Genomic DNA, 22,520 nt, shown 5'->3' with positions numbered 1-22,520 from the left:
AAGAAGTAATGAAGCACAATGAAAACTGAACTCTATGCTTTAAGTGTAACTTTATAAGGGGTTTGCTTGAGGTGGGTGTAATGCCTAGAATTAAGGTTAAGAGCATTAAACTGAGCGATAACTACATGGAGGTTACTGTTGAGGGTGAAGATTACACTGTTATGTCACCACTCTTAACGTATGTCCTCCAGGATCCTGAAGTTGAATTTGCGACATTTGACATGGATCATCCACTACTTAGAAATGTTACTCTTAAGATTAGGACTAGGGGGAAGGACCCGCTTAAGGTTCTTGAGGATGCAGTTAACAGGATACTTAATGATATAGGTGAATTAGAAGGTAAATTAATGCCCCAGTTGGGTGTTAGTAATGTGGAGACTAAGGAAGGGCAATAGGCCTAAGGTTTACTTTATTGAACCCAACCCTAATTGGTGTGCAGCAGTTCTTAGGGCTAATGGTACCGAGTTCATTGCTAAGAGGATTAGTGATTGTGAGGTTTCAGTGAATACCTACCTTGGCGAATCCACCGAGGCTGATTTAGTCCATATTATTGCCTAGCCTATGGGATCTCCGCGTAACTACCTAAGTTACCTTAATTACGTTTAATGATTGAAATCAACGTGTGTTAAGATTACAGGGTAGGAGTAGACTCAGGCAAATTATCTAGTATTATTAAATTGAACCCCCGTTAGCTAATTTACCTAAGAAGTAGGCGCTTCCTCTAGGTCTCCTAGTTAAGGTTGCTGGATCACATTCAACTAGACCGAACTTAGCCCTATAACCCATCTCCCACTCGTAGTTATCGAGGAGACTCCAATATAGGTAGCCCATTACCTTCTCCTTAATTGCTATGGTTAAGTGCTTCTCAATGTAAGTGATCCTATCATTATCATTATCCGTAGCTATACCATTCTCAGTAATCATAATTGGCTTCCCTATTCTTCTAGTAAGCCTTATAGCCCGCTTTAAGCCACTTGGGTTAATAATCCAGCCTCTTTGATTCTGCCTTGAGGTTACTAGTTCACCCATGGTTAATGGATTAAACTTAACCTTAGCTACTGCATAGTAATTTAACCCCACGTAATCCAGTCTACCAATCTCTCCACCGCCAAGCCAATTGGGTAACTTCCCCTTTGCTAAAGTATTCACTATCATTCTATTCAACACGTAGTTCATACCCATTGCTAATCCCCAGTCTGCTATGGATAATTTTGACGCTGGTTCAGCAGGCATGATGTGAATTACTAACCCAACTTGGTTACTTGGCTTCTTAACTAATTCGTAGGCCTTATCGTTGGCTTTAAGTAGATTCACTAATGCCCTCCACATGTACTCCATGTTCATTACAAAGGGTGGAAAGACACCTAATAGGTATGCTAGTACTGGATACAAGTTAATTTCATTAATGGTTAACCAGTACTTAACCCTATCACCAATTGAATCCACTACATACTTGACGAAGTCTAGGAAATACTTCACATTATCCTCCTTAACCCAACCACCCCTTGTTGTGAACCAGATTGGGTTAACGAAATGATGTAGTGTAATTATGGGTTCCATACCATGTCCCTTAATTTCCTTAACCATGTCTATGTACCTGTCCATTGATTCATCATCAACCTTACCTTCACTGGGCATGATTCTATCCCAGGCTATGGATATTCTAAGCGCCCTCAACCCAAGTGATGCCGCTAATTCAATATCATCCCTGTACCTATTCCAGAAGTCACATGCTGAGCCACTCCTAGGTAACCTATCCCCCTCGTAATGCCACCAATCAGCATTAGTATTATTACCCTCCACTTGGTACGCCGACATTGCGGCGCCTATCACGAAACCACTTGGTATCTTTATCCTACTCATTTTAGGTCAACGAAGGATACGTAGGTTATAAATCTCTTTCTAATCCCTTCCTTACCCTTCTCCATAACGTAGAGCTTCTGGTACCCATCCTCCTTAAGTGGTATGACAATCACACCACCTACTGCTAATTGATCAAGGAGGGGTTGAGGCACAGTGGAGGCTGCGGCAGTAACTAGTACCGCATCAAAGGGGGCATGTTTAGGTAACCCAAGCTTACCATCACCCTGATACACCTTAACCATACTACTGAAGCCTGCGTGAATAACATTAATGGCAGCGTATAAGGCAATATATGGGTCAATTTCCACACTGTAAACTACACCATCTTCAATAGCCTTAGCGCATACGCAAGCCTGGTAACCAGTACCAGCACCAACCTCAAGAATCCTCATACCCCTCCTAGGTTTAATTAACTCACACATTATTGCAACCATATGGGGGGCACTTATAGTCTGCCCCTTCATTATAACTAAGGGAGTATCCTGATATGCGTAATGCCTAATGTAATTTGGTATGAATAAGTGCCTAGGCACACTTAACATAGCTTTCTCAACCTCCCTGCTAACTATTATACCATCCGCCTTAAGATCATCAACAAGCCTCCTCCTAGCCTTCTCAAAGTCATTCAACTCCACGCAGTGGCAATTCAGTAATCCTAAATAAATATACCCCTAATTCAACTTAGACTCCATGAAGCTAAGTAACCTTAAGCATTAAGCCTGTTTAAACCATAGATTTATTACTAGGGGAAAAATTAATACACGTGCCAGGAGACATACCTCCTGAACCAGTTGATATCAAGGATAGGATTAGGAGAAGAATGAGCACCTGCAGTGGGCCTGGTTGCAGTAACTTCGCCATATGGTTCGGTAATGAACTAGCCAAGTACCTTTGGAACTCCTGGAGAAGTGAATTGAAGGCACAGGGGATTAATTGGGTTACCTTCCTTAAAATGCTAAGTGGATACAATTCTCTAATAGCATCATGGGCCATTAAGGATGAGTTAAAGTGGAGTGAACTAGCTGAGAAACTCTATATAGCAATAGTTAAGGGCAGTAAGAGAAGCGACTTAACTAAGTTCATGTAAACCCCCAACTACATCATGTAGATACGCAATACTAACAACTCTCACCCTGAGGAATACATTTACTTTTCAAACTACGTGAATTCAGCATCCATGAAATACGTACATCCCAAGGTCTGCAATATTTTATGATTGCTGAGCGCTTCTATCCTTTAATGGGTTAAGCTGGCTCGTGTAGTGTGTTTATTAAAGTTTATGGACTCTTATTCAGTATTTATATTGAAGCATGCTAACTGGTTAGGGGCATAAAGGAAGGCGCTACTGAAATCCTTAATCTAGACATTGGGGAGGAAGAAGAAATGAAACTAAACGATCATAAACCACCATGAAAACGAACTCCATATCCTCACTACTCACAAGTAATGATGCGTAAAGATTAAGAAAGTAGTGAACGAGAACGCAAATGAACCAGAACATATAAATACGCATTAGCTTAAGTAAACCCAGTGGCTAGGACTAGGAGTAAGTTTTTAGTGAATAGAGCCCTTGCAATAATAGCATATGTGTATGGATGGGGAGTTGCCAGTAGGTTGAGCAATATGGATGTTGAGGTGGAGTATTATGATGCATTAAGGAGGATTAAGCATGTTTATGTTAATGGTAAGGTAGCATTCAGTATTAGGGCTAGTGATGGTTTACTAATACCTACTGTTTACGGGGCATCATTAATAGACTCATGGATTAGGGTTAACAGTGAAACCGCCCAGTACGTTAAGCAGGGTAGGAGTGTTCCTGTTAAGGGTGTTGTTGAGGTTAGGAATGCTGTTCAAAACATGGATGCTGCAATCATTGATGAAGAGGGTAACGTAATAGGTGTGGGTAGGCTTTTAATAATGCCTGAAGAAGCGAAGACCGTTAGTAGGGGGTTTATGGTTAAGACAAGGCATCACATTAAATTAACCAATGAACAGCAGAAATAATTAGTAGTTGCATTAATCATGGATATATACTAACCTTAACTTACCCTTATTGTTCTCCATGATCTTAACGAAGCCGTACCTTATGAACTGCATTACTGTTCCCTGCTCCAGCTTAGCTACAGTTGGTTCAACAAGGCCATTATCCACGGTTATTTGCCCAACATTAATGGGAATTATTACCTCAGCATTAACAGCATCCGCGGGTACCCACTGTACTATGGGTACTTCACCCTTCTTGGCATCCTCCACACTCTGCCCGGTGAAGTCAGCTTCAGCCTCATTATTCTTAATGCTATTGATCTTAACATTACCAAGCCCCATTAACCTTATCATTAACCCTGGTTTAACATCACTAGCCTGCACATAAACCTCAGCATACCCCTCCTTACTCATGACTTTAATTATCCTAATACCCCTTTCAGGATATGAGGGATGCATGGGTATTTTAGCCTCAATTATGCCATCAACCCCTTTAAGCCTTAGCTTAACAGGGTTTTTAACAAACATGTACCTGTTGGCCAATGGTTCTATTACACGTCTATTGTAGGCATAAAGGTTCTTTAAGCTTATTGTTGCATCAGTATCCTTAATACCGACGAAGAGTATTAGGTTCCATATGGCCTCTGGGGTAATCCCCCTATTCCTTAAACCAGCCAGAGTTGGTAATGTTACATCATCCTTAGTTAGATTCAGCTTCTTCAGTATGCTCTTACTTAATTTCAATCCCTCTATTTTAAGCCTACCAAAGTGTATAGTGTACGGCTGCTCCCAACCAAATGCCTTAAAGACGTAATACTGCTTGACAGTGTTAACCCTATGTTCCTGAGCCCTAAGCACGTGGGTAATGCCCATTAAGTGGTCATCAATAGCCACGGCGAAGTTATATGTAGGCCACACAATGTACTTATCCCCAACCCTTGGGTGAGGGTACTTATGCGTGTCTATTACCCTGAAGGCTACCCAATCCCTAATACTGGGGTCTGGGCTGCTTAAATCTGTCTTAATTGCCACAACGGCCTCACCCTCATTGAATACTCCCTCAAGCATCTTATCAAATAACTCAAGGTTTCTAGATGACTCAGCCTCCCTGGTTAGGCATGGTTTCCCCTCAATCTTCAGCCTCTTCCAATCATTAGGCTCACAGCCACTACCCTTAGCAACTACGTATGCACCCCCAATCTCAATGAGCCTCTTAGCATGCTCATAATATATGCTCATTCTGTCTGATTGAATATACTCCTCATCCCATTTAACACCAAGCCACCTTAAATCCTCCCTAATGGCATCATAGGCGTCCAACAGTGGTCTCTTTATCCTTGGGTCAGTATCCTCAAACCTAAGGATAAAACTGGATTCCTTACCCTTACCAGCATACTTCAGCTTATAGGCATAGTTGACTATAGCTGGCCTGGCACTGCCTAGATGGAGGTAGAAGTCTGGGTTCGGGGCGAATCTGAATGTTAATTTACTTAACTTATCAGCATCAGGTAATTCAGGTAAGGATTCAACATCACCCCTCCTCTCCTCAGTAGTCTTCTTAACACCCAAGGCCTCAGGCCACCTCTCCTCAAGTATCCTCCTCTGTTCATTTAACGTCAATGAGTTAACGTAGTTAACCACATCCTTAACTATCTCCACCACCTGCTTTGCATTACTTCTTAACTCAGGGTTATCGGCGAAGACCTTACTAACAACAGCCTTAACATCAGCCTTGCCATTAAACCTAACTGCATTAATCAACGCATGCTTAAGGGCTAAATCCCTGATACTACTCTCCACTCTTAATCACCATCCTTAACTACTTGCTGATTCCCCTTAAAAAGGTGGGGGTTGGTTAAGCTTAATAATGTTCATTGACCCCACGCATACCTTAACCCCCTTGGATAATATATCATTAATCAATTCCCTGGTGGTTTCCGTCACATTCATGTTAAGCGCCTCCTTTAAATCAATGAACAGTACCTCAGCAGCATCACTTGATGCCTTAGGTGAACCCTCCTTAACATCAACTAGGTAATCCAGTAGTATGAAGTGGTACTTAACGTTACCTTCATCATCACGCTCAACATACTGGTAAACCCCTAGGAGTAAGGTGACTACACCCTTTAACCCAGTCTCCTCTTCAAGTTCCCTGATTACTGCATCACCTGGGTCCTCACCTGCATTAACCATACCACCAGGTATGCTTAACTTACCTTTACCTGGTTCATTAGCCCTCTTAACCAGTAGTATTTTACCATTGTTAATCACTACAGCGCCAACGCCAACTAAAGGATACTTAGGGTACTTTCTGCTCACTTATGCTTAATTCAATTAGGGTTAATAAGTTTACGTCACATGCCTAGTCTAAAAGTACCTTACCACCCTTTAATTTACCCCAACCAACTATCCTCCACCTCCCCATTACCTGCTTAATTACAACTAACTTAGCCCCCTCCTGAGTGCAGACCCCTTTCCTTAAGTCTATTGATGCTGAGTCACCCTTGAAGCTTCTCACAATACCCATTACTGAGGCTGACCCAACAATAACCATTACTGGTTCCCCAACCTTAAGTGATGAATCCACCCCTCTCCTGCTTATTAAATGATACTCAATATCAATGCTTCCGTAAACTGGAGTGAGCTTACCTGGTTCCCCAACTACACTACCCACTAAGGCGTCTGCCTTGGTTAATGCAGGGTCAAGCAGTGTACCAATGCCTACTAATCCACCTGGCCTTGCCTCCTCAATTAACTGATTCCCAATAGCAATACTAACCACCTTAGTTCTAATCGGCATGTACTTATCCCCAAGCTTAAGGCCTGGCCTAATCTCAATCTCATCATTAACCCTAATTCTACCTTGAAGTAATGTACCACCTATTACACCACCCACTAGTTTATCAGGCGGTGTGCCTGGTTTATTTACATTAAAGCTTCTTAATACATACATTATAGGTGGCTTACTTAAGTCAATTACCTTAGGCTTAATTACGTTATTTAAGGTTGAGGTTAACGCATCAATGTTAACTTTATGAAGCGCCGATATTGGTATTATAGGTGACCCCTCAGCCCAGGTACCCTTTATGAAACCCCTTATCTGCATGTAGTTCTCAATAGCCTTATCCCTATTAACTAAGTCTACTTTATTTTGAGCAATAATAAGGCTCTTAGTACCCATTATGGTTAAAGCTATGAAGTGCTCCTCAGTCTGAGGCTGAGGGGCTTGCATTGACGCATCAATCACCATTAATGCACCATCAACGAAGGAGATTCCACTAATCATAGTTGAAAGTAGGACTTCATGCCCAGGAGCATCAAGTATTGATATTCTCCTAATGAATTTAGCTTCTGAACCATCCGGGCATTTACCATCCTTAAGGATGCCAATGGGGACTATTGGGTATTCACCACCACATTCATATAAGTCAACGTTAGTGTAACCTAACTTAATCGTCATAGCCCTCTTAATCTCCTCACTATGCCTAGCAACCCACTCACTACTAAGTGCTTGAACTACCGTTGTCTTACCATGGTCAACATGGCCAGCCGTTATTACTATGGAATCTGGGTAAGTGTATTCCTGCATCTCAATCAGCCAATGATGCCTACCTTAAAAACTTTAACCTACCTAACCGTTTATCCCTATACCTTCATAACACTCATTTTTATGCTCAATCATAGTCAAGTATGGGAACCTGGTCCTCAGTCATCTACCTAGCCTTACAGTAGATGAGCCACGGGACCCCGTTGAGGTCAACGGCATAGGCTCTCCCATCTTCACTAACGTTATTTATCTTTAAATGAAGCATCAGTAATAATAAACCTCCACGAGTACTCCCCTATTCTCTTAACATACCCACTAACTTTAATGCTTTTCCTAAATAATGGGGCATCAACAACGAAAGTCTCCGCTTCACCTCCCTCAAAGGCTGGATTAAAGCCATACTTCTGCGATAATTCAATAATATACTCTAAGTCAGCCTTATCTAGGACCTTACCCAGTAGTCGTGAATCAAGGCCATAGGCGTCTATTGAAGTCAACATGAATCTTAAACCAGATTCATGAAGCTCCATGAGGTACCTAGCCTGATTCTTCCTCCAGAGAGGGGAGTAAACCCTTATTTTTAACTCCTCAGAAACCATGTTAATGTTCATCCTTTGGTAATCCGAAAGCAAAGCTCCTGTAACCACACCGGTAACTTCACACTCATCAATAGCCCTCTTCAGGATCCTCCTTAAGTCATCTAATTCCTCACCCCTAACTCCACTAGTCGTATCAATAATCTGCCTAATCCCCATGGCCTCAGCCTGAAGCCTAGTATACTCGACGGCTGGTCTATGAAACATCCAGGAATCCTCCCTGCCGGGCATTAAGGTAACCAAGCACTTAACATCGAAACCATGCATTAAAGCCCAGTGAACAGCATACGTTGAATCCTTACCCCCCGAGAAGAGTACGCAAACAGGTCGCATTAAAACTCCTAAGCATATTACCTTGAGGTCGTTACGTTGTTATTGGCGATACGAAAAGCACAGTATCACCCCTTATTACAACCATACCCCTCTTAATTGATGTCTTAGGGTCTATTATCTCCTCAGTATTGTCCAGTAGCAGATTCATGTGCTGGTCATAGTTCTTCAGGGTCCCCCTTATTGTAGTACCATCCCTCAACTTAACCAGCACCATGCTTCCCACCACGGAGCTTAGCTCGTCTTGAACGAACTTCATACACCTACTCGCCATAATGCTGCCCTAGTTTAGGTTTTTAATAAGTTTTGTTCCAGCTGCAGCATATTATCCAGAAGGTAACTCTAAGTGAAGATGACTATTGGGTATGCATAAAGTTAATATTACTGAGGGGGTTAGTTTAAATTAGGGGAACTAATGTTAAGGCTACATAAGCTTGCATTAGGTGGTACATTTGATACAATACACAGTGGACACATTATGATACTTTACACTGCCGTTAAGTACGGCGAAAGGATACTTATTGGTGTTACTAGTGATGAATTCGCGCAATCATATAAATCATATAAGGTTAAGTCATTTGAAGATAGGGTTAATGCCCTATTAACGATGCTAACCAGGGAACTGCAGGTTGATAAGGATAAGGTAATTATCTCAAAGATAAATGATCCATATGGACCTGCGGTATCTGATAATAGTATAGATGGTATAGTTGTTAGCCTAGAAACATTACCTAGGGCATTTGAGATAAATAACATAAGGGTTAAAAATGGGTTAGATCCATTAGTAATCATATCAATACCAATCATTAAAGATGGTTATGGAGTAAAACTTTCAAGCACATTAATAAGGAGTAAATTAAGGGAAAAGTGATTAGTTTACCTTAATATTGAAGTATCTAACTATTGTTGTAACACATAATTAACCTACACACTTAAGGTCAATTCACCCAACGTAATACTCCATGTTCTCTACAGTATTGCAGGAAGCATTGATTTCTCGCAGTCATAAGGATTGAAAAAACTTTAAACGTTGTAGTGGTTGGGGTTTAAAGTATGAAATTAATCGGTAAAGTTGCGATTGCAGTCATACTGGTGGCACTAGTAATCAGTGTTGTAGTATTAACTCACATTAGAAGTCATGGCACTGCAGTAAGCTTAAATCTAGGTAACTGTACCTTTTCTGGTTTAGTTAACCCAATGCTCCCATATGACATGCCTCCATCAGCTTCATACCTACTACTCAGTAATTGGGCAAACATGAGCAGCCTCATATCCACTGGTTTCCCCATTTTTGGGTTGAGCCAAAGCGGTGGATTAGTAACAATGCCTACGTCATTAAGGTGGCTTATGGTTAAGGGGATAGGGTTAATTAACGTAAGTCTATATGTTGAGAACCTCGGTAATGTTCATGATTCTTACCTCACGTTAAACAATACTGTAGTTGTAAGGGGTGTTAATGGGTGGGTGGAATTCATGATGCCTCCATACGCTAACGCAATTTTAATCATTCAAAACTCAACAGTGCCGTTAAGCTATATTATTGAGACTATAGGTAATTATAGTTATGGACCAATTAAAGATGGTGTAGTAATCATTGGTAAACCAAACATAACGATCTACTCGCCTGGCGCATCATTCAGCATTAGTGTGACGGGTAAGTCGATTCAGGTTCTTGTGAAGACCAGTGGATTTAATTACATTGAGCTAACGATTAACAATTATCCTACTCCTCTTCAATACTTATTGAGGATGAATAATGAGAGAGTTAGATCATGGCTCATGGAATCAAGAAGACCTAACCTAAGTGGTTGTCTACTTAATGAATATTACTTAAGCCTACTCTTAATTAAGGATTCCCAAAGCCCAGTGACGGGAGGGTTCGCTGCATCGCCTGAACCAATTTACCTATACACTTGGGTTAGGGACTCTTCCTTCGCTGCAATGGCCCTTCAGGAATCTGGTCATTATGGTTCTGCGGCAGAATACTGGTTATGGATGGCTAAGGTTCAGAACAATTCAGGAACCTGGTTTACCAGGTATAGTTTCTTCAATGGTGACCCTGATTATGGGTATGGTATACCAGAGTATGATAGCGTTGGGTTATTTCAAATAGGGATTTACCAATACTATAAGTTAACCCACAATGAATCCTTCATAGGTGCTGTAATACCAGCATTAAATAAGTCATTAAATTGGGAATACAGGGCCATTAATAATAATGGTTTAATACCACAGGATTTAAGTATATGGGAGGACTTATACGCCTACAATTTCTGGACTCAGGCAGTGGATTTAGATGGATTAGTTGCATCATATATGTTGTACAGTGAATTGGGGTATAACGCATCGTGGATCATCACAATGATTAGTAAATTAAATAACACGCTGCAACATGACTTTTACGTTAATGGCTGTTATGTTAGGGCGTTAGAACCAAGTGAAGTCTATTATCAAGGTAAGACACGGCTTATATTAGTGCCGAGTAGTGTGATTTACGATTCATCAATCATACTACCCATTGACTTTGGACTACTAAACCCCTCAAGTAATAGGGCAGTTAAGGCTGTTGATTGCGTCATTAGTAATTTGTGGAATAGTAAAGTAGGTGGGTTAGCTAGGTACAGTAATGATGTATACCACTATGCGGCTTACCTTTACGATAGTAGTGGGGAAAACCCACCCTGGGTAATAACCACACTCTTCCTAGCACTCTACTATGAGGAGGTAGGTAACTACACAGCTTCATTAAATTTACTTAATTGGGCCGTTAACCACTCTGAGTATGGTTTACTACCTGAGGCTATTGATCCAAGTTACGGTAACCCACTTCCTTCAACATCCCCCTTGATTTGGTCAGCTTCAATGTACGTATTAACTGCGCTTAATTATAATCAAACCAGTATTAGCAATAATTGAATGGTACTGGTTTATTTCTAAATATAAACAATGACGTAGAACGTGAAATGGCCTTAAATATGTGGTAAAAGTTTAAAGAACATGCAATGCGCCTAAGTTTAAGCTATGAACGCTGCATTAGCCTTAATTACTAAGAACGGTAGCCGAAAGGGAGCTGTTTTCAAGATGATGATGGAGTCAACCCTACAGATACCCTACAAGTCCATTATACTCATTGATGATAGTGACGATGATAAAACCATGCTTACCGTTAAGGATTTCGCTGATTCACATGGAAAGGAGCTTTATGTCACCAAGTCAAGACCATACAATTACCATACATCAACCAGAGCTACTGGTAGGCAGACGGCAATAGACTTGTTCCTAGATAACTTCAGTGAAGATGTGCTTATTCAGCTTGATGATGATGTGGTTTTAAGAGATGGATGGTGGAACGAGGCCCTGCATGCCTTTACTGATAATAGAATTGGAATGTTCTACGGCGTAACCTATGATGTGAATAGCATTGAGGAAATTAACCTAAGCCACGTAGCCATTGATGGTAAAAGACTCAGGGCCTTCTTAACAACATTTCTAGAAAGGGGGAGGACGAATGATATAGCCTTAAGGAGGAATGCCCTAAAGACCATTAGGGAGAGATTTGGAATAATTCCACCAGAGCTGCATCTTTACGAGGATGCATGGCTAATGAGGGCTTTCCAATGCTCAGGCTGGGGTATTTTCATTGGATTCACTGGGGCAATTCAACATGACCCTGTGAAAATGAACCAAGTAACTAAGGGCATTATGAATGCTTCAGTCGATATTAAGTACATTAAAATAGCGTCAAGGTATGGCATAATCATGTCAGTTAATGTAACTGATGATGCTGTGAGGTTATTGTCACCAATAGTGTTAATACCCATCTTAGCGATTAAGAGAATGAGGGATTATGGTTTCCTAAGAGGCTTAAATATGGCAATTACGGAAAGTTACGTGAAATTACTCTATAAGTATGCTAAGATAAGGGGAAGTTTAGGTTTCTCATGCGATAAACTAAGATACTTGGGTTAATAGTAAAGTAATTATAATCTACTTAGGATAATAGATGCCTTAAAAATAACCAGTATGCATCACTCAACTATGAGAGCGTTAGTATATTGGTCAATTAATGGAATTGGAGGCGCACAGAGGCTATACGTAATGTTCGCTAAGGCACTACTAGAGTGTGGATTCAATGTTGATATTTTAACAAGCCACAGAATCAGCATATCCCACATTAAGAGCATTCATGGTGTAGACTTAAGTGGTGTTAACATTAGAATGATCAAGAATCTTCCTTGCACAAATCCTGTGTGTAGTTTAGTTAACTCTACGGTAGGTATGCGGGAGCTGATAAGCATAAGCAGTAGTTATGATTTAGTGTACCTAGATGATTTATATTTATCACAGTTTATTAAACATAATGACGTAATCTTCTATATTCATGGTTACACTGATAGGAGAAGACCCATTGCACCATTGGCTAAGCCTCATAGGATGCTACCCATGGCCATTCAAGCCCTTGGCTCAAGTTACAATATTATTAAAAGGGCAAAATACCTCTTCGCTAACAGTTATGTTACAGCATACGTAACCTATAGGGTAATAGGAATACTACCTAAGGTACTTCATCCACCTGTTGATGTCAAGTTAGCGAGTAAATATAGGAGTGAAAGCAGAGAGGATTCATTAGTATCCTTTGGTAGGCTTGGTTCAGCAAAAGGCCATGAATTAGTCATTAAGGTTCTCCGTGGGTTAAAGGATAGGGGTATTGATGCTAAGGCATACATAATGGGTTCGGCTGAAGACATGTCGGCTAAAGCATATGTAGCTAATCTGCTTAAGCTTGCTGAGAAAATGGGTTTAGCTAAGCAAGTTGAGTTAATATTAAACCCAAGTATAGACGAATCATATAGTATACTCGGTAGGTCAAAGGTATTTATTCACGGTAAGCCGCATGAGCCATTCGGTATTGTTGTTGTTGAGGCAATGGCCACTGGTGCAGTACCGATAGTACCTAAGTCAGGTGGCCCATGGTATGATATAATTGATCGCGGTAAGTACGGATTAGGCTATAGTAATTTAGAAGAGGCTACCAATGCTGCTGAACATGTGCTCAGGGGTGGATATGATGATTACGCACTGCTAGCCATGAGAAGGGCTGAGGAATTCTCCATGGAAGTCTTTAAAGGGAGATTATGTGAATCATTAATGGGTAATTAATATTACAGTAATTACGTTAGTTGAACTTCACGGCACCCCCCATCTTCATGTATTGTGGCTTTACTGTAGCCTGGGGCCTTAATTGCTTTACCATCGTACTCTACGACTCTCCCATCACGTAGCCTTAATGTGGCGTATCCATAAACTCTAACTTCAGTAGATGTTGGTATTACTGAGTTCTCCCTAATGAATAGTGGGAATTCCTGATTAGTCTTAATCCATGCTGGTCCCCTATACTCCTCGCAACTCCACCAGTTAACCCAATTACCCTTAGGCAAATACGCACTTCTCTCACCACCATATATTTGAGGTGCATAGAGTAGGCCACTGCCAACCATGTATTCATCAATAATGTGGTATGAGTCCTCATCATCCTGGAAATGGTAGACTAGGGGCCTAATTATTGGGTGGCCTGTCTCATGGGCCTCAGTGGCTAGGGCGAGGAGGTAAGGCATGAAGCTTCTCCTAAGCTCAATAACTCTCCTAATTGCGGCAGCGTAGTCGCTCCTAAGCGCATAGGGTTCCCTATCAGGATTACTACTAGTGTGGCTTCTGAAGAATGGGAAGAATAACGCAGCCCTATAGTACTTTACTAGTAATTCACCTTGATCAGTGTAGGGCCTATACCTCCTTGAATCACCCCTACCTATGAATCCACCTATATCGCATCCGAAGAATGGTACACCTGATAGGCTCATTGACTCCATTAGCTGCATTTGAAGTAGTACATCATCTTGAGATGGTGTATTGTCGGCTGACCAGAGGAATGCGTACTTCTGAATACCGGCGTATCCAGCCCTGGACAGTATAAACGGCTTATCGTGTCCAGCCTTCTTAAGGCCCTCGTATGTTGCCATTGCCTGGAAGTATGGGTAGGCGTTCCTAGCTAATTCATGCCTAATAACCCTACCATCATCAAGCCTATGTAAAGTACCCCTATCAATAGACCACTCCCTCTCCCTAACGTAATCTGTTGGTTCATTCATGTCAAGCCAAACACCATCAACCCCATAATCCTTAACCCACCTCTCAATTAGGTTACTCCACCATTCACGGGCCTTGGAGTTAAAGAAGTCTGGGAAAACCACAGCACCAGGCCATCCTCTACCAACGTATAGTTCACCATTAGGTGTTTCACAGTACTTACCTAATCCGCTTATGAAGGTTTCGTAACCCTGATCAAGCTTAATCCAATGGTCAATAATTGTGATTAACTTAACACCCTTCCTATGTAGTTCCTCAATCATGAGTCTTGGATTTGGGAACTTGGACTTATCCCATGTGAATAATTTATTGGAATCCATGTACTGTAAATCTAGGTATATTGCGGTGGGCTTTACCCCAAGCTTATCATGCTCATCAATTATTCTAATAACCATGTCCTGAGGCTCATACCCACAGCACCTTGATATTTGGTAGTCAAGCGCCCAGTCCGGTGGATCAAGGGGCTTACCAGTTATGCTGGTGTAATTCTCAATAACCTTCTCTATACTAGGTCCCTTAATCACGTATGCTTCAACATCACTGTGAGGTATTATTACGTTAACCTCATCATACTTAGATAAGCCTACATCAAATATTAATTCAGCTGGCGAATTCACTAGGAAACCCACTGCTTCACCATTCTTAACACTTATGAAGAATGGTATTGATGCGTAGAGTGGGTCACTATACCAATTATATGGGGCTGGAGCTGAGGCATCTAGGTTCCACATCCTAACCCTAACCCTCCTCCTATCAAGCTCAAAGGCCTTCTCACCAAGCCCAAGCACATGCTCCTTAAGATCAAGATCCTTACTCATCATTAACCTATTACCCTCCTCCTTAATCCTGATTACATGATTGAGAAGCTTAAATTCGTGGGCAAATCCCTTAAACTCATTAACTACATTCCCAGCCTTATACTCGAAGTTAACTATAGGCTTAGGTTCATTAACAAGTATTCTGAACGCTACCTCATTCTCCTCAACAACTACTCTCATACCTGCTAGGTGATTCACACTTTTTAACTATTCTTGGTTACCAAGCAGTTTCATTAATTCACTTATCCTTGCCTTAACGTTTGCTAATTCCTTAGATAATGCAGTATTCTGTTCTTTAAGCCTAATGTTCTCTTCCCTAAGCTTATCATAATCCTCCTTAAGCTTTCTGTACTCTTCCTCAATCTTACCGCAGGATTCAACTGCCCTAATTTTATCGCTCCTAACCCAGTAAATAACTTGGCTACCTTCACGAACCCACTTCAATTCTCCTGTTTCTAAGTCAAGGTCTAATTCAGTTAATATCGCGAAGACGTCACCCTTACCAATGTTGTACTGCTTAATGGCTTCATTGAAAAACCAATCCCTAATGTCTTTAAACACTTGGCTCAGTGACTTCCTGAACTCGCTCTTGTTCCTTAATTCATTGAACTTGGCTTCCCCCTCCTCATTACCTAGGCTTGACCTTAGGCCATTCGCCACGGCGCCAAAGACTATCCTGAAGAAGTCTGGTCTACCACCCCTGCCGCGTTTACCGAATAATTTCCCAGCGGATGTTTTTCCTGTTGATAACTTTATCTTAACAATGCGTTTTCCAGCCTCAGTTATCAATTCTGAGGTTACACTCTCCCTCTCTATCTCCTCCCCCTCCTCGCTTGGCATAATTATTATACGTAAATTCACTTATAAATCTATCTCTAAAGTTTAGATGCATGCAGGTCTTCAACAATGAAGCTTAACTTACTGGTATCTTTAATTCATATTTTAACAGCATTAATTACGCCATCTTGGCCTGGACGGGAAGTGACAACCGCCCTACCCACCTCAGTCTCTATTATGGTACCCTTAACTATTATTCCTTTCTTAATGAAGTCACTGTTGGCTGGGGATTCAATAATCCTAAGTATCCTAACCACTTTACTAGTGCCGCTACTCTTATCAAATACGTTGGCGTAACCAGCCTCACTTAACCTAATCTTAACATTACCTCCAGTAACCCTTTCAATCAGCCTCTTCTCCTTATTGCTAAGCCTAGTATTAGTAGGTGGGCCGCCTCCTAGGGCTTTCCTCTTAACCCTATAGGGCTTAGCCCTAAATCCACCCGTCACCTTCTTGCTATCATTGCCTTGGTAAAAGGCAGCTAACTTAGCCATCGCTAAACCACTTATGAAGGGCCTTTTAAAGGTTAGCCCCCTTATACGCATAATGTCTCTAACTCGGCTTATAATGGTTCTAGTGTATCTTTACGGTATTTCCTGGTTAATTAATCGATAATCCTTAATAAGGAGCTAATGGGAAAAGTATACGTGCCACTTATAAGAATTGGGGTCATACTACACGTGGCTAGGGATGGTTTAATAGTTGCCAAGGTTAATTCAAGTAAGGCTGATAGGCTTGTAGGCCTAGTAACAATGGATTACTCAATGAGGAGGATAGGCACCATCAAGGATATAATAGGACCTGTTAACTCACCCTATGCATTAATCAAACCTATCAAGGGCCTAGACGCTACTAGTTATGTTGGTAAGCAGGCTTATGTTAGGGATATTGACTATAATAGGGTAATGAGGAGGTGAGTACACATGGATAAGTGCCCAGTATGTGGTTCAAGTGAGTTTATTTATGATGAACATAAAGGTACGGTTTACTGCGCCAAGTGTGGTTACGTAATGATAGATCATGAGATAGATAAGGGGCCTGAATGGAGGGGAGTCGATAAAAACGGTAGATCATTATCAAGGGCTAGTCCAGTAAGTGCATCATCACCCGGGTTCAACCTATATGTTGACGTAATTAGCGTTAATAAGCCTAAGTTTAGGATAATACCATCATTATCATTATTCAGCCCAAGTGAACGCAACATAATGATGCTTAGATCCATAGCTAAGCAAATTATAGCTAATGTTGGTTTACCTGAGTCAATATTAGATGAGGTTGTGTTAAACTATAGGTTATTAACTAAGATGGGTTACAGAGGTAGAATTAAGGAGACTGCCGTAGCTTTAATCTACATAGCGTGCAGGAAACGTAACCTACCGTGTACCATGAAGGATCTGCTCAAGAATAGTGATGTTGATGTTAAGGGCTTTAATAAGGCATATATGCACATAGCTAACTTAATGAACATTAAGGGTATCTACAATGATGAGCAATTAATTAACATGACCCTGAAGATTGTTAATGTCATCAATGTTAATAGCAACATTAAGCATAGATTAATGCTGCTGATAAGGGACATGATAAATAAGGGTAAGGCGGTTAGCTTATTTAATGGGAAAACATTTACATCAACAATAGCAGCCATGGTATACTTATCTTTATTAATATATAATATTAAAATTAGGCAAAGAGAAATTGCATCAATCGCTGGTGTTACAGATGTAACAATAAGGAATAGGTATAATGAATTGCTGAAGCGCCTAAACTTCAGAGTAACCATTTAAGAAATGCTTTATATTAAGCCTTATTCAATTGCCCTCACGAATGTATGCACTAACTGCATTAATGCGTTCACTACGTGGAATCTGCAATAGCATCTATGTAGGTAGTAGGCTACTGAGTAGGTATGGTGGTTTTAATGAGGTTGCTGTGCAGGTATTGCTAGGCAAGTTGAACGTGTGTAAAGGCTCTAGGAGGGGAGAAGTTTTAGTAAGCATTGATGACTTACCAATACTAAGTTCACTAGGCACTTATGAGACTGACTGCTTCATTGATTATAAATGCGGTGAAGTAATTAAACATAATGCCGTAATGCCTGAATACCCACAGTTCATAATTGATGTATCCTTTTGGAGAAGACATACTGAGAATGAACTAAGGAGCTTAATAATACAGTTAATGCAGACTCTTAGAGAGTTAAGGAGGTACCTTTGGGATGGTAACTTAACCATAGCTGGCGTTGATGATGAGTTCATGAATTTACTCCGTAAATTCACTGGTAATATTAATACTGCCACAAGATTCCTGGGGAGTATACCGTCAAATTACTTGAAATCAGCAGTAATGCTTGACCCATATGGTGATGTTGAGTTAACTGAAGACATTATTAAATCAACTGATGCATTCATAATCGGTGGTATAAGTGATAGTGAAGTAATTAGGAAGGGTGAAACCTATGAATTATATAAAAGTCTAGGATTAAGTGAACTTAACGTACCTAGGGTTAAGTTAACCCTAAGAGGTGTGTTAACTGGGGTTCCTGAGAGGATAAACAAGCTAGTGTCAATACTGCTAATGGTTAAGTTCAGTAACTATAATCTTGAGGATGCCGTGATATCTAATCAATCTAAGGCTGATAAGATTAATAGACTCCACAGGGAATTAAGCACACTAAGAGCAGTTGACTTAAATACGTTGGGTAATTTATTAATCTGGCTTGGGTTAACACCATGGGATAATAAGGTTGCATCAGTGTTAAGGAGACGCGGATTATATTTACAGTAATGGGTTTCCTCATTCTGATACTGGGTTGACTAGTTGAGGGTTAAGACTCCTGTCTCCAACCTTAAAAGTAGGGTTTACTGTTCGTTTCATCAGCAATCAGTGGGTTCATTAATTATTCTACGTTATTATATACTCATCCCCCCTCTTCTTTATTAAACCAGCGTAAGCTCCCCATTCCGATAGTAGTATTGTTAAGAGGTCTCTTATTCCAGGTGCCTTAAATTCACTATACCCTTTGTTAACTAAGGCCATTATCAGCTTCTCAAGTGGGAAGGGTTCATCCTTTCCTATTTCTATGGCAGTCTTAAAGGGTTCAATACTGGATATTAATTCACGTAGCATTCTCCTACGTTCAGGTATTTTGGAATTAAGAAATTTAACACCAAGTTCAGTAACTACCACATCACCGTTAATTACCTTTAGGAATCCTAGGTATATTGCGGCATTCAGATTAGGTATGATGTCGTCTAGGTCAGCGTCCATATGCTGGGCTACAGCGTAAATGTCCGCCTTTCCCCCAAAATCATTAAGTATAGTGTCTATTAACCCTATTACATCTGTCAGCCTTGAGTCTAGCGGCATTATTAGGCTTCTTTGCCCCATAAGTTATCTATAAGTTTAACTGTACTGGCTTTATTTATGAACCTTTCGCAGAAATAAACATAGACCTTCCCCCCTCTTTACTCCTAATAATATCCACCCACACGTTATCCTTAACGAAGCTTGGTAAGTTTAAATCACGTTGATTATTAAATTCACCGTCATACGCATTACTGCAGTTGGAAGTATTAACGCTACTAATGAGCTTCTTCAAGTCCATTATAGCGTTAATCAATTGCGCGTAATCATCCTTAATGAGCTTAATCTCCCTCATTAGTGAATTAAGGGTCTCATTCACACTACTGAGCTCCAGGTAGCCTGCTGATGGGGCTTGGTTAATGCTCACTGTGAAGCTCAAGTTAATTGTCGCAGCACCTAACGGTTGCTGCGTGTTTGCTTCACTGGTTTTAACCATAGATTCCTGTGGCTTCTCACCATCACCTATGTTATCCCTTGAATAAGCCCTGTACTTTGATAACGCCTTATACACAGTGTTTATTGATATACCTAGCCTTTGAGCAATTTCCCTAGGCTTCAATCCCTGCCTATAGTACAGGTCCCCCACCGCTAACTCAGTCTTAGTTAACTTACTCATGACTATACACCTATAGTTATGATTCAGAGTAATAATAATTTATCGTTTAAAAAACACGAAATACCCTTATATTATTATTGAGTTACACTGTGGCTTCTTGCCAATAATACTAGGAGAACTATCACAAGCACCAGCACAATATAAAATAGCATTGAGGAAACCTTATTGGGTATCAGCAGGCTAACGAACTGTTGAGATAATGATGGGTTAACGTGAATTGTAAACTCATCGTTCTGAACCATCGGTATTAATGAACCGGTTTGATTCCATAATAGCGTTAATGTAACCTTGTAATTCCCTGGATCTATACCATTCTGCACATCCACCATGAAGACAACTTGCTTCTCCTGCCCTGGTTTTAAATCACCTATGAATAATGTGCCTGCTGTTAATGCGCTAAGTGGGTTACTGCTACTTACATGTGGCTCTATTACTCCCTGGCCATTTAAAATAACCTCAATGTTCTTGGCTGTTACGTTACCATTGTTAATTATTGTAATGTAAAGCGGCACATTACTATCACCCACACTTAAGTCATCAGTTACGTTAGCTATCACTAGGTTAGCCTTAGGTTTAATAATTAATGGTATTACGTAAGTCTTATTGAAGCCCGTACCGTTAATTATTAATGTTAAATTCGCCTGAACGGTACTGTATATGCCATTAGCCGTAGATAGAATGAAATTCACCGGTATAGGTTCACCAATTGGTAAATTACCAATGTTGATGACGCCATTTGATGGGTTAACCACGCTAATGTACTTATCACCAATGAGTGTAACCTTAACGTTCCTAGCTATAGCCGTGCCTGAATTACCTAAGTAAATGGTTAGAAGTGATTCTGGGTAACCTGGAAATAGGTTAGGTGGATTAGTGTAGTAGGATTCAATAATTACGTTGGGGACTCCAGTAACAACAATGGGTATCCTCTTAATTGTTAATGAACCACCACTATATGTTAACGTTAAATTTGCGTAGTAGGTTCCAGCCTTAACATTAGTTACATTAACCATGAAGGTTACATAGATAGGAGTACCCATTGGTAAGTTACCTATTGTTACATTGCTGGTTAATGGTATGAATCCTACCGGTAATGACACGTTGGCCTTAACATTCATTGCAGGGGCAGTGCCGGAATTAATTAGTATGAATGTTAACGGGACTGCACCATATCCTGGGCCAACAGTAAGGGGATTGCTTGGTGAACCCCATACGGTACCCTCAGTTATTAGTCTTGGTTCCCCAGATACAACAATAGGAACCCTTAGTGTTGAGGTGAGCCCATTATTGTACGTTAACGTTAAGTTAGCGTAGTAAGTGCCTGGATGCACATTAGATACGTTAACGATAAACACCGCGTAGACAGGTACACCTATTGGTGCACCACCTATTGTCGTGAAGTTGACCAGTGGGGTGAAGCCGCTTGGTAATGATATAGTAGCGTTAATATTCATTGCATTAGCCGTACCAGAGTTAACTATGGTTACGAATAATGGAACAATACCGTAGCCAGGGCCTACTGCAATTGGACTGCTTGGTGAACCCCAACCAGCTCCTTGGGTAATAAGCCTTGGTTCACCTACTACGGGTATGTTAACTGTAATTACCTGTGTCGTATTGGAGAAGTAGTGTAGAATTACCTTCCCATTAATTACACCCACTGGAGCCTTGTTTGTTACATTAATTAGGAAAACTGCGTAGGCAGGTGTTCCAGGGGGTACGTAGCCTATGTAACTCTTATTAATTATTGGCAATAGGCCATCACCTATGATTATTGTGGCAGAGACATTAGATGCCATAACATTACCAGAGTTTAGTATAGGTATAACTAAAGGCAAGACACCTATCCCCGGTGTAGCTTCAATGGGACTATTAACCGAACCCCATGTTGGTAAGCCTGGATTAAACTTAACATAACCTAATACTGGTATGGTTATGTTGAAGGTGCTGCTGGCGTTTCGCGGTATAATCACCATGCTTCTATTCATTAATACTTCAGTTAACTCAATGTATGTTACGTTTACCTTAAGTTGGTAAATGCCATTACTGGCGCTTGGATTAACATTAATCAGCTCAGTGATGTTGATGCTTGAACCGGGTGGTATCACTGGTATTGTCACTTTGTATGAACTATTGAAGTAGTTATATGGTCCAAAGGGGAAGCTGAAAATTGGCTTAATCGTTACATTGAGTAATGGGCTTTCACCATTGTTAATGATTGATATTACTAATGGCACTGCATTCTGGCCTGGTGCAGCAAGCGTACTTACTTGGCCTGTAACCATCAGTGCATTGGCCACGTTAGTTATCAGTAGTAGTGTAGTTACCATTAGTGTAACTATAGCTAGTTTACTGTTCATAGAGATGCCGATATCGGAAACCTTTAAAAACCTTTCTAATATTCAAATGTATGTACATTATTA

Annotated in this window: 24 protein-coding genes; 11 read left to right on the top strand and 13 right to left on the bottom strand. The window is 40.7% G+C overall.

Going from position 1 to position 22,520, the window contains the following annotated elements:
* Positions 1–80 precede the first annotated feature (80 nt).
* A complete protein-coding gene (locus tag Q0C29_RS04200) occupies positions 81–395 on the top strand; it encodes a DNA-directed RNA polymerase subunit L (RefSeq protein WP_291999408.1) in 315 nt (104 codons plus the stop codon).
* The gene (locus tag Q0C29_RS04195; protein WP_291999407.1) at positions 370–558 is read left to right on the top strand and encodes a hypothetical protein; all 189 of its coding nucleotides are present in this window, start codon (positions 370–372) and stop codon (positions 556–558) included. The genes Q0C29_RS04200 and Q0C29_RS04195 overlap by 26 nt, the downstream gene beginning before the upstream one ends.
* A 114-nt stretch (positions 559–672) precedes the next feature.
* On the opposite strand, the gene Q0C29_RS04190 is transcribed toward Q0C29_RS04195, so the two are convergent.
* Positions 673–1,863 (bottom strand): glycoside hydrolase family 1 protein, encoded by a 1,191-nt coding sequence (locus tag Q0C29_RS04190; protein WP_291999406.1) that lies wholly within the window; start codon positions 1,861–1,863, stop codon positions 673–675.
* Entirely contained in the window at positions 1,860–2,498 is a 639-nt protein-coding gene (locus Q0C29_RS04185; RefSeq protein WP_291999405.1) for a protein-L-isoaspartate(D-aspartate) O-methyltransferase, read from the bottom strand. The genes Q0C29_RS04190 and Q0C29_RS04185 overlap by 4 nt, the downstream gene beginning before the upstream one ends.
* Positions 2,499–2,626: 128 nt before the next feature.
* Between Q0C29_RS04185 and Q0C29_RS04180 the strand changes: the two genes are divergently transcribed.
* Together Q0C29_RS04180 and Q0C29_RS04175 are read left to right on the top strand one after the other, a co-directional pair.
* Positions 2,627–2,950 carry a hypothetical protein gene (locus Q0C29_RS04180; RefSeq protein WP_291999404.1) on the top strand — a complete coding sequence of 108 codons (324 nt, stop codon included), beginning with the start codon at positions 2,627–2,629 and terminating at the stop codon, positions 2,948–2,950.
* A gap of 443 nt (positions 2,951–3,393) precedes the next feature.
* The gene (locus Q0C29_RS04175) at positions 3,394–3,867 is read left to right on the top strand and encodes a PUA domain-containing protein (protein ID WP_291999403.1); all 474 of its coding nucleotides are present in this window, start codon (positions 3,394–3,396) and stop codon (positions 3,865–3,867) included.
* A 12-nt stretch (positions 3,868–3,879) separates the two neighbouring features.
* Here Q0C29_RS04175 and Q0C29_RS04170 read toward each other — a convergent pair whose 3' ends face one another.
* The 5 genes from Q0C29_RS04170 to Q0C29_RS04150 all read right to left on the bottom strand — a co-directional run bounded on the left by Q0C29_RS04170 (position 3,880) and on the right by Q0C29_RS04150 (position 8,593).
* Positions 3,880–5,646, bottom strand: a complete 1,767-nt coding sequence (locus Q0C29_RS04170; RefSeq protein WP_291999402.1) for a glutamate--tRNA ligase — start codon at positions 5,644–5,646, stop codon at positions 3,880–3,882.
* A gap of 36 nt (positions 5,647–5,682) precedes the next feature.
* Positions 5,683–6,165, bottom strand: a complete 483-nt coding sequence (locus Q0C29_RS04165; protein WP_291999401.1) for an NUDIX hydrolase — start codon at positions 6,163–6,165, stop codon at positions 5,683–5,685.
* Positions 6,166–6,208: 43 nt separating this feature from the next.
* Positions 6,209–7,435, bottom strand: a complete 1,227-nt coding sequence (locus Q0C29_RS04160; RefSeq protein WP_291999400.1) for a translation initiation factor IF-2 subunit gamma — start codon at positions 7,433–7,435, stop codon at positions 6,209–6,211.
* Positions 7,436–7,635: 200 nt separating this feature from the next.
* A complete protein-coding gene (locus Q0C29_RS04155) occupies positions 7,636–8,322 on the bottom strand; it encodes a diphthine--ammonia ligase (RefSeq protein WP_291999399.1) in 687 nt (228 codons plus the stop codon).
* Positions 8,323–8,353: 31 nt separating this feature from the next.
* Positions 8,354–8,593: an LSm family protein gene (locus Q0C29_RS04150; protein WP_291999398.1), complete on the bottom strand. Its 240-nt coding sequence runs from the start codon at positions 8,591–8,593 to the stop codon at positions 8,354–8,356.
* A 141-nt stretch (positions 8,594–8,734) separates the two neighbouring features.
* Between Q0C29_RS04150 and Q0C29_RS04145 the strand changes: the two genes are divergently transcribed.
* From Q0C29_RS04145 to Q0C29_RS04130, 4 genes are all read left to right on the top strand, one after another.
* Positions 8,735–9,190, top strand: coding sequence for a pantetheine-phosphate adenylyltransferase (locus tag Q0C29_RS04145; protein WP_291999397.1), 456 nt, complete (start codon positions 8,735–8,737; stop codon positions 9,188–9,190).
* Between the two features lie 182 nt (positions 9,191–9,372).
* Complete coding sequence (locus Q0C29_RS04140) at positions 9,373–11,235, top strand: glycoside hydrolase family 15 protein (RefSeq protein ID WP_291999396.1); 1,863 nt, start codon at positions 9,373–9,375, stop codon at positions 11,233–11,235.
* A gap of 105 nt (positions 11,236–11,340) precedes the next feature.
* Complete coding sequence (locus Q0C29_RS04135; protein WP_291999395.1) at positions 11,341–12,288, top strand: glycosyltransferase; 948 nt, start codon at positions 11,341–11,343, stop codon at positions 12,286–12,288.
* A 69-nt stretch (positions 12,289–12,357) separates the two neighbouring features.
* Entirely contained in the window at positions 12,358–13,479 is a 1,122-nt protein-coding gene (locus Q0C29_RS04130; RefSeq protein ID WP_291999394.1) for a glycosyltransferase, read from the top strand.
* An 11-nt stretch (positions 13,480–13,490) separates the two neighbouring features.
* Here Q0C29_RS04130 and malA read toward each other — a convergent pair whose 3' ends face one another.
* The 3 genes from malA to Q0C29_RS04115 form a co-directional block, all read right to left on the bottom strand.
* Positions 13,491–15,461 carry an alpha-glucosidase MalA gene (malA, locus tag Q0C29_RS04125; protein WP_291999393.1) on the bottom strand — a complete coding sequence of 657 codons (1,971 nt, stop codon included), beginning with the start codon at positions 15,459–15,461 and terminating at the stop codon, positions 13,491–13,493.
* A gap of 27 nt (positions 15,462–15,488) precedes the next feature.
* Positions 15,489–16,121: a transcription factor gene (locus Q0C29_RS04120; protein WP_291999392.1), complete on the bottom strand. Its 633-nt coding sequence runs from the start codon at positions 16,119–16,121 to the stop codon at positions 15,489–15,491.
* 95 nt (positions 16,122–16,216) lie between these two features.
* The gene (locus Q0C29_RS04115) at positions 16,217–16,612 is read right to left on the bottom strand and encodes a 30S ribosomal protein S8e (RefSeq protein WP_291999391.1); all 396 of its coding nucleotides are present in this window, start codon (positions 16,610–16,612) and stop codon (positions 16,217–16,219) included.
* A 153-nt stretch (positions 16,613–16,765) separates the two neighbouring features.
* Here Q0C29_RS04115 and Q0C29_RS04110 point away from each other — a divergent pair, with 153 nt between their 5' ends.
* The 3 genes from Q0C29_RS04110 to Q0C29_RS04100 are packed head-to-tail and all read left to right on the top strand — an operon-like array spanning position 16,766 to position 18,902.
* Positions 16,766–17,035: an H/ACA ribonucleoprotein complex subunit GAR1 gene (locus tag Q0C29_RS04110; protein ID WP_291999390.1), complete on the top strand. Its 270-nt coding sequence runs from the start codon at positions 16,766–16,768 to the stop codon at positions 17,033–17,035.
* Between the two features lie 6 nt (positions 17,036–17,041).
* Complete coding sequence (locus Q0C29_RS04105; protein WP_291999389.1) at positions 17,042–17,902, top strand: TFIIB-type zinc ribbon-containing protein; 861 nt, start codon at positions 17,042–17,044, stop codon at positions 17,900–17,902.
* 40 nt (positions 17,903–17,942) lie between these two features.
* Entirely contained in the window at positions 17,943–18,902 is a 960-nt protein-coding gene (locus tag Q0C29_RS04100) for a hypothetical protein (protein ID WP_291999388.1), read from the top strand.
* Between the two features lie 117 nt (positions 18,903–19,019).
* On the opposite strand, the gene Q0C29_RS04095 is transcribed toward Q0C29_RS04100, so the two are convergent.
* The 3 genes from Q0C29_RS04095 to Q0C29_RS04085 form a co-directional block, all read right to left on the bottom strand.
* Positions 19,020–19,484 (bottom strand): AAA-associated domain-containing protein, encoded by a 465-nt coding sequence (locus Q0C29_RS04095; RefSeq protein ID WP_291999387.1) that lies wholly within the window; start codon positions 19,482–19,484, stop codon positions 19,020–19,022.
* Between the two features lie 55 nt (positions 19,485–19,539).
* Complete coding sequence (locus Q0C29_RS04090) at positions 19,540–20,097, bottom strand: helix-turn-helix domain-containing protein (RefSeq protein WP_291999386.1); 558 nt, start codon at positions 20,095–20,097, stop codon at positions 19,540–19,542.
* A 74-nt stretch (positions 20,098–20,171) separates the two neighbouring features.
* Complete coding sequence (locus Q0C29_RS04085; RefSeq protein ID WP_291999385.1) at positions 20,172–22,457, bottom strand: hypothetical protein; 2,286 nt, start codon at positions 22,455–22,457, stop codon at positions 20,172–20,174.
* Positions 22,458–22,520 lie beyond the last annotated feature (63 nt).

The organism is Caldivirga sp., assembly GCF_023256255.1.
In the GTDB taxonomy this organism is placed as follows: domain Archaea; phylum Thermoproteota; class Thermoprotei; order Thermoproteales; family Thermocladiaceae; genus Caldivirga.
The sequence above is the reverse complement of the archived record's forward strand: the minus strand, read 5'-3'. Positions and strand labels throughout refer to the sequence as shown.

Coding starts and splice junctions, on each gene's coding strand:
- Q0C29_RS04200 (WP_291999408.1), top strand. CDS start 81: ATGCCTAGAATTAAGGTTAAGAGCATTAAACTGAGCGATAACTACATG.
- Q0C29_RS04195 (WP_291999407.1), top strand. CDS start 370: ATGTGGAGACTAAGGAAGGGCAATAGGCCTAAGGTTTACTTTATTGAA.
- Q0C29_RS04190 (WP_291999406.1), bottom strand. CDS start 1,863: ATGAGTAGGATAAAGATACCAAGTGGTTTCGTGATAGGCGCCGCAATG.
- Q0C29_RS04160 (WP_291999400.1), bottom strand. CDS start 7,435: ATGCAGGAATACACTTACCCAGATTCCATAGTAATAACGGCTGGCCAT.
- Q0C29_RS04155 (WP_291999399.1), bottom strand. CDS start 8,322: ATGCGACCTGTTTGCGTACTCTTCTCGGGGGGTAAGGATTCAACGTAT.
- Q0C29_RS04150 (WP_291999398.1), bottom strand. CDS start 8,593: ATGGCGAGTAGGTGTATGAAGTTCGTTCAAGACGAGCTAAGCTCCGTG.
- Q0C29_RS04145 (WP_291999397.1), top strand. CDS start 8,735: ATGTTAAGGCTACATAAGCTTGCATTAGGTGGTACATTTGATACAATA.
- Q0C29_RS04140 (WP_291999396.1), top strand. CDS start 9,373: ATGAAATTAATCGGTAAAGTTGCGATTGCAGTCATACTGGTGGCACTA.
- Q0C29_RS04135 (WP_291999395.1), top strand. CDS start 11,341: ATGAACGCTGCATTAGCCTTAATTACTAAGAACGGTAGCCGAAAGGGA.
- Q0C29_RS04130 (WP_291999394.1), top strand. CDS start 12,358: ATGAGAGCGTTAGTATATTGGTCAATTAATGGAATTGGAGGCGCACAG.
- malA (WP_291999393.1), bottom strand. CDS start 15,461: ATGAGAGTAGTTGTTGAGGAGAATGAGGTAGCGTTCAGAATACTTGTT.
- Q0C29_RS04120 (WP_291999392.1), bottom strand. CDS start 16,121: ATGCCAAGCGAGGAGGGGGAGGAGATAGAGAGGGAGAGTGTAACCTCA.
- Q0C29_RS04115 (WP_291999391.1), bottom strand. CDS start 16,612: ATGGCTAAGTTAGCTGCCTTTTACCAAGGCAATGATAGCAAGAAGGTG.
- Q0C29_RS04105 (WP_291999389.1), top strand. CDS start 17,042: ATGGATAAGTGCCCAGTATGTGGTTCAAGTGAGTTTATTTATGATGAA.
- Q0C29_RS04100 (WP_291999388.1), top strand. CDS start 17,943: ATGTATGCACTAACTGCATTAATGCGTTCACTACGTGGAATCTGCAAT.
- Q0C29_RS04095 (WP_291999387.1), bottom strand. CDS start 19,484: ATGCCGCTAGACTCAAGGCTGACAGATGTAATAGGGTTAATAGACACT.
- Q0C29_RS04090 (WP_291999386.1), bottom strand. CDS start 20,097: ATGAGTAAGTTAACTAAGACTGAGTTAGCGGTGGGGGACCTGTACTAT.
- Q0C29_RS04085 (WP_291999385.1), bottom strand. CDS start 22,457: ATGAACAGTAAACTAGCTATAGTTACACTAATGGTAACTACACTACTA.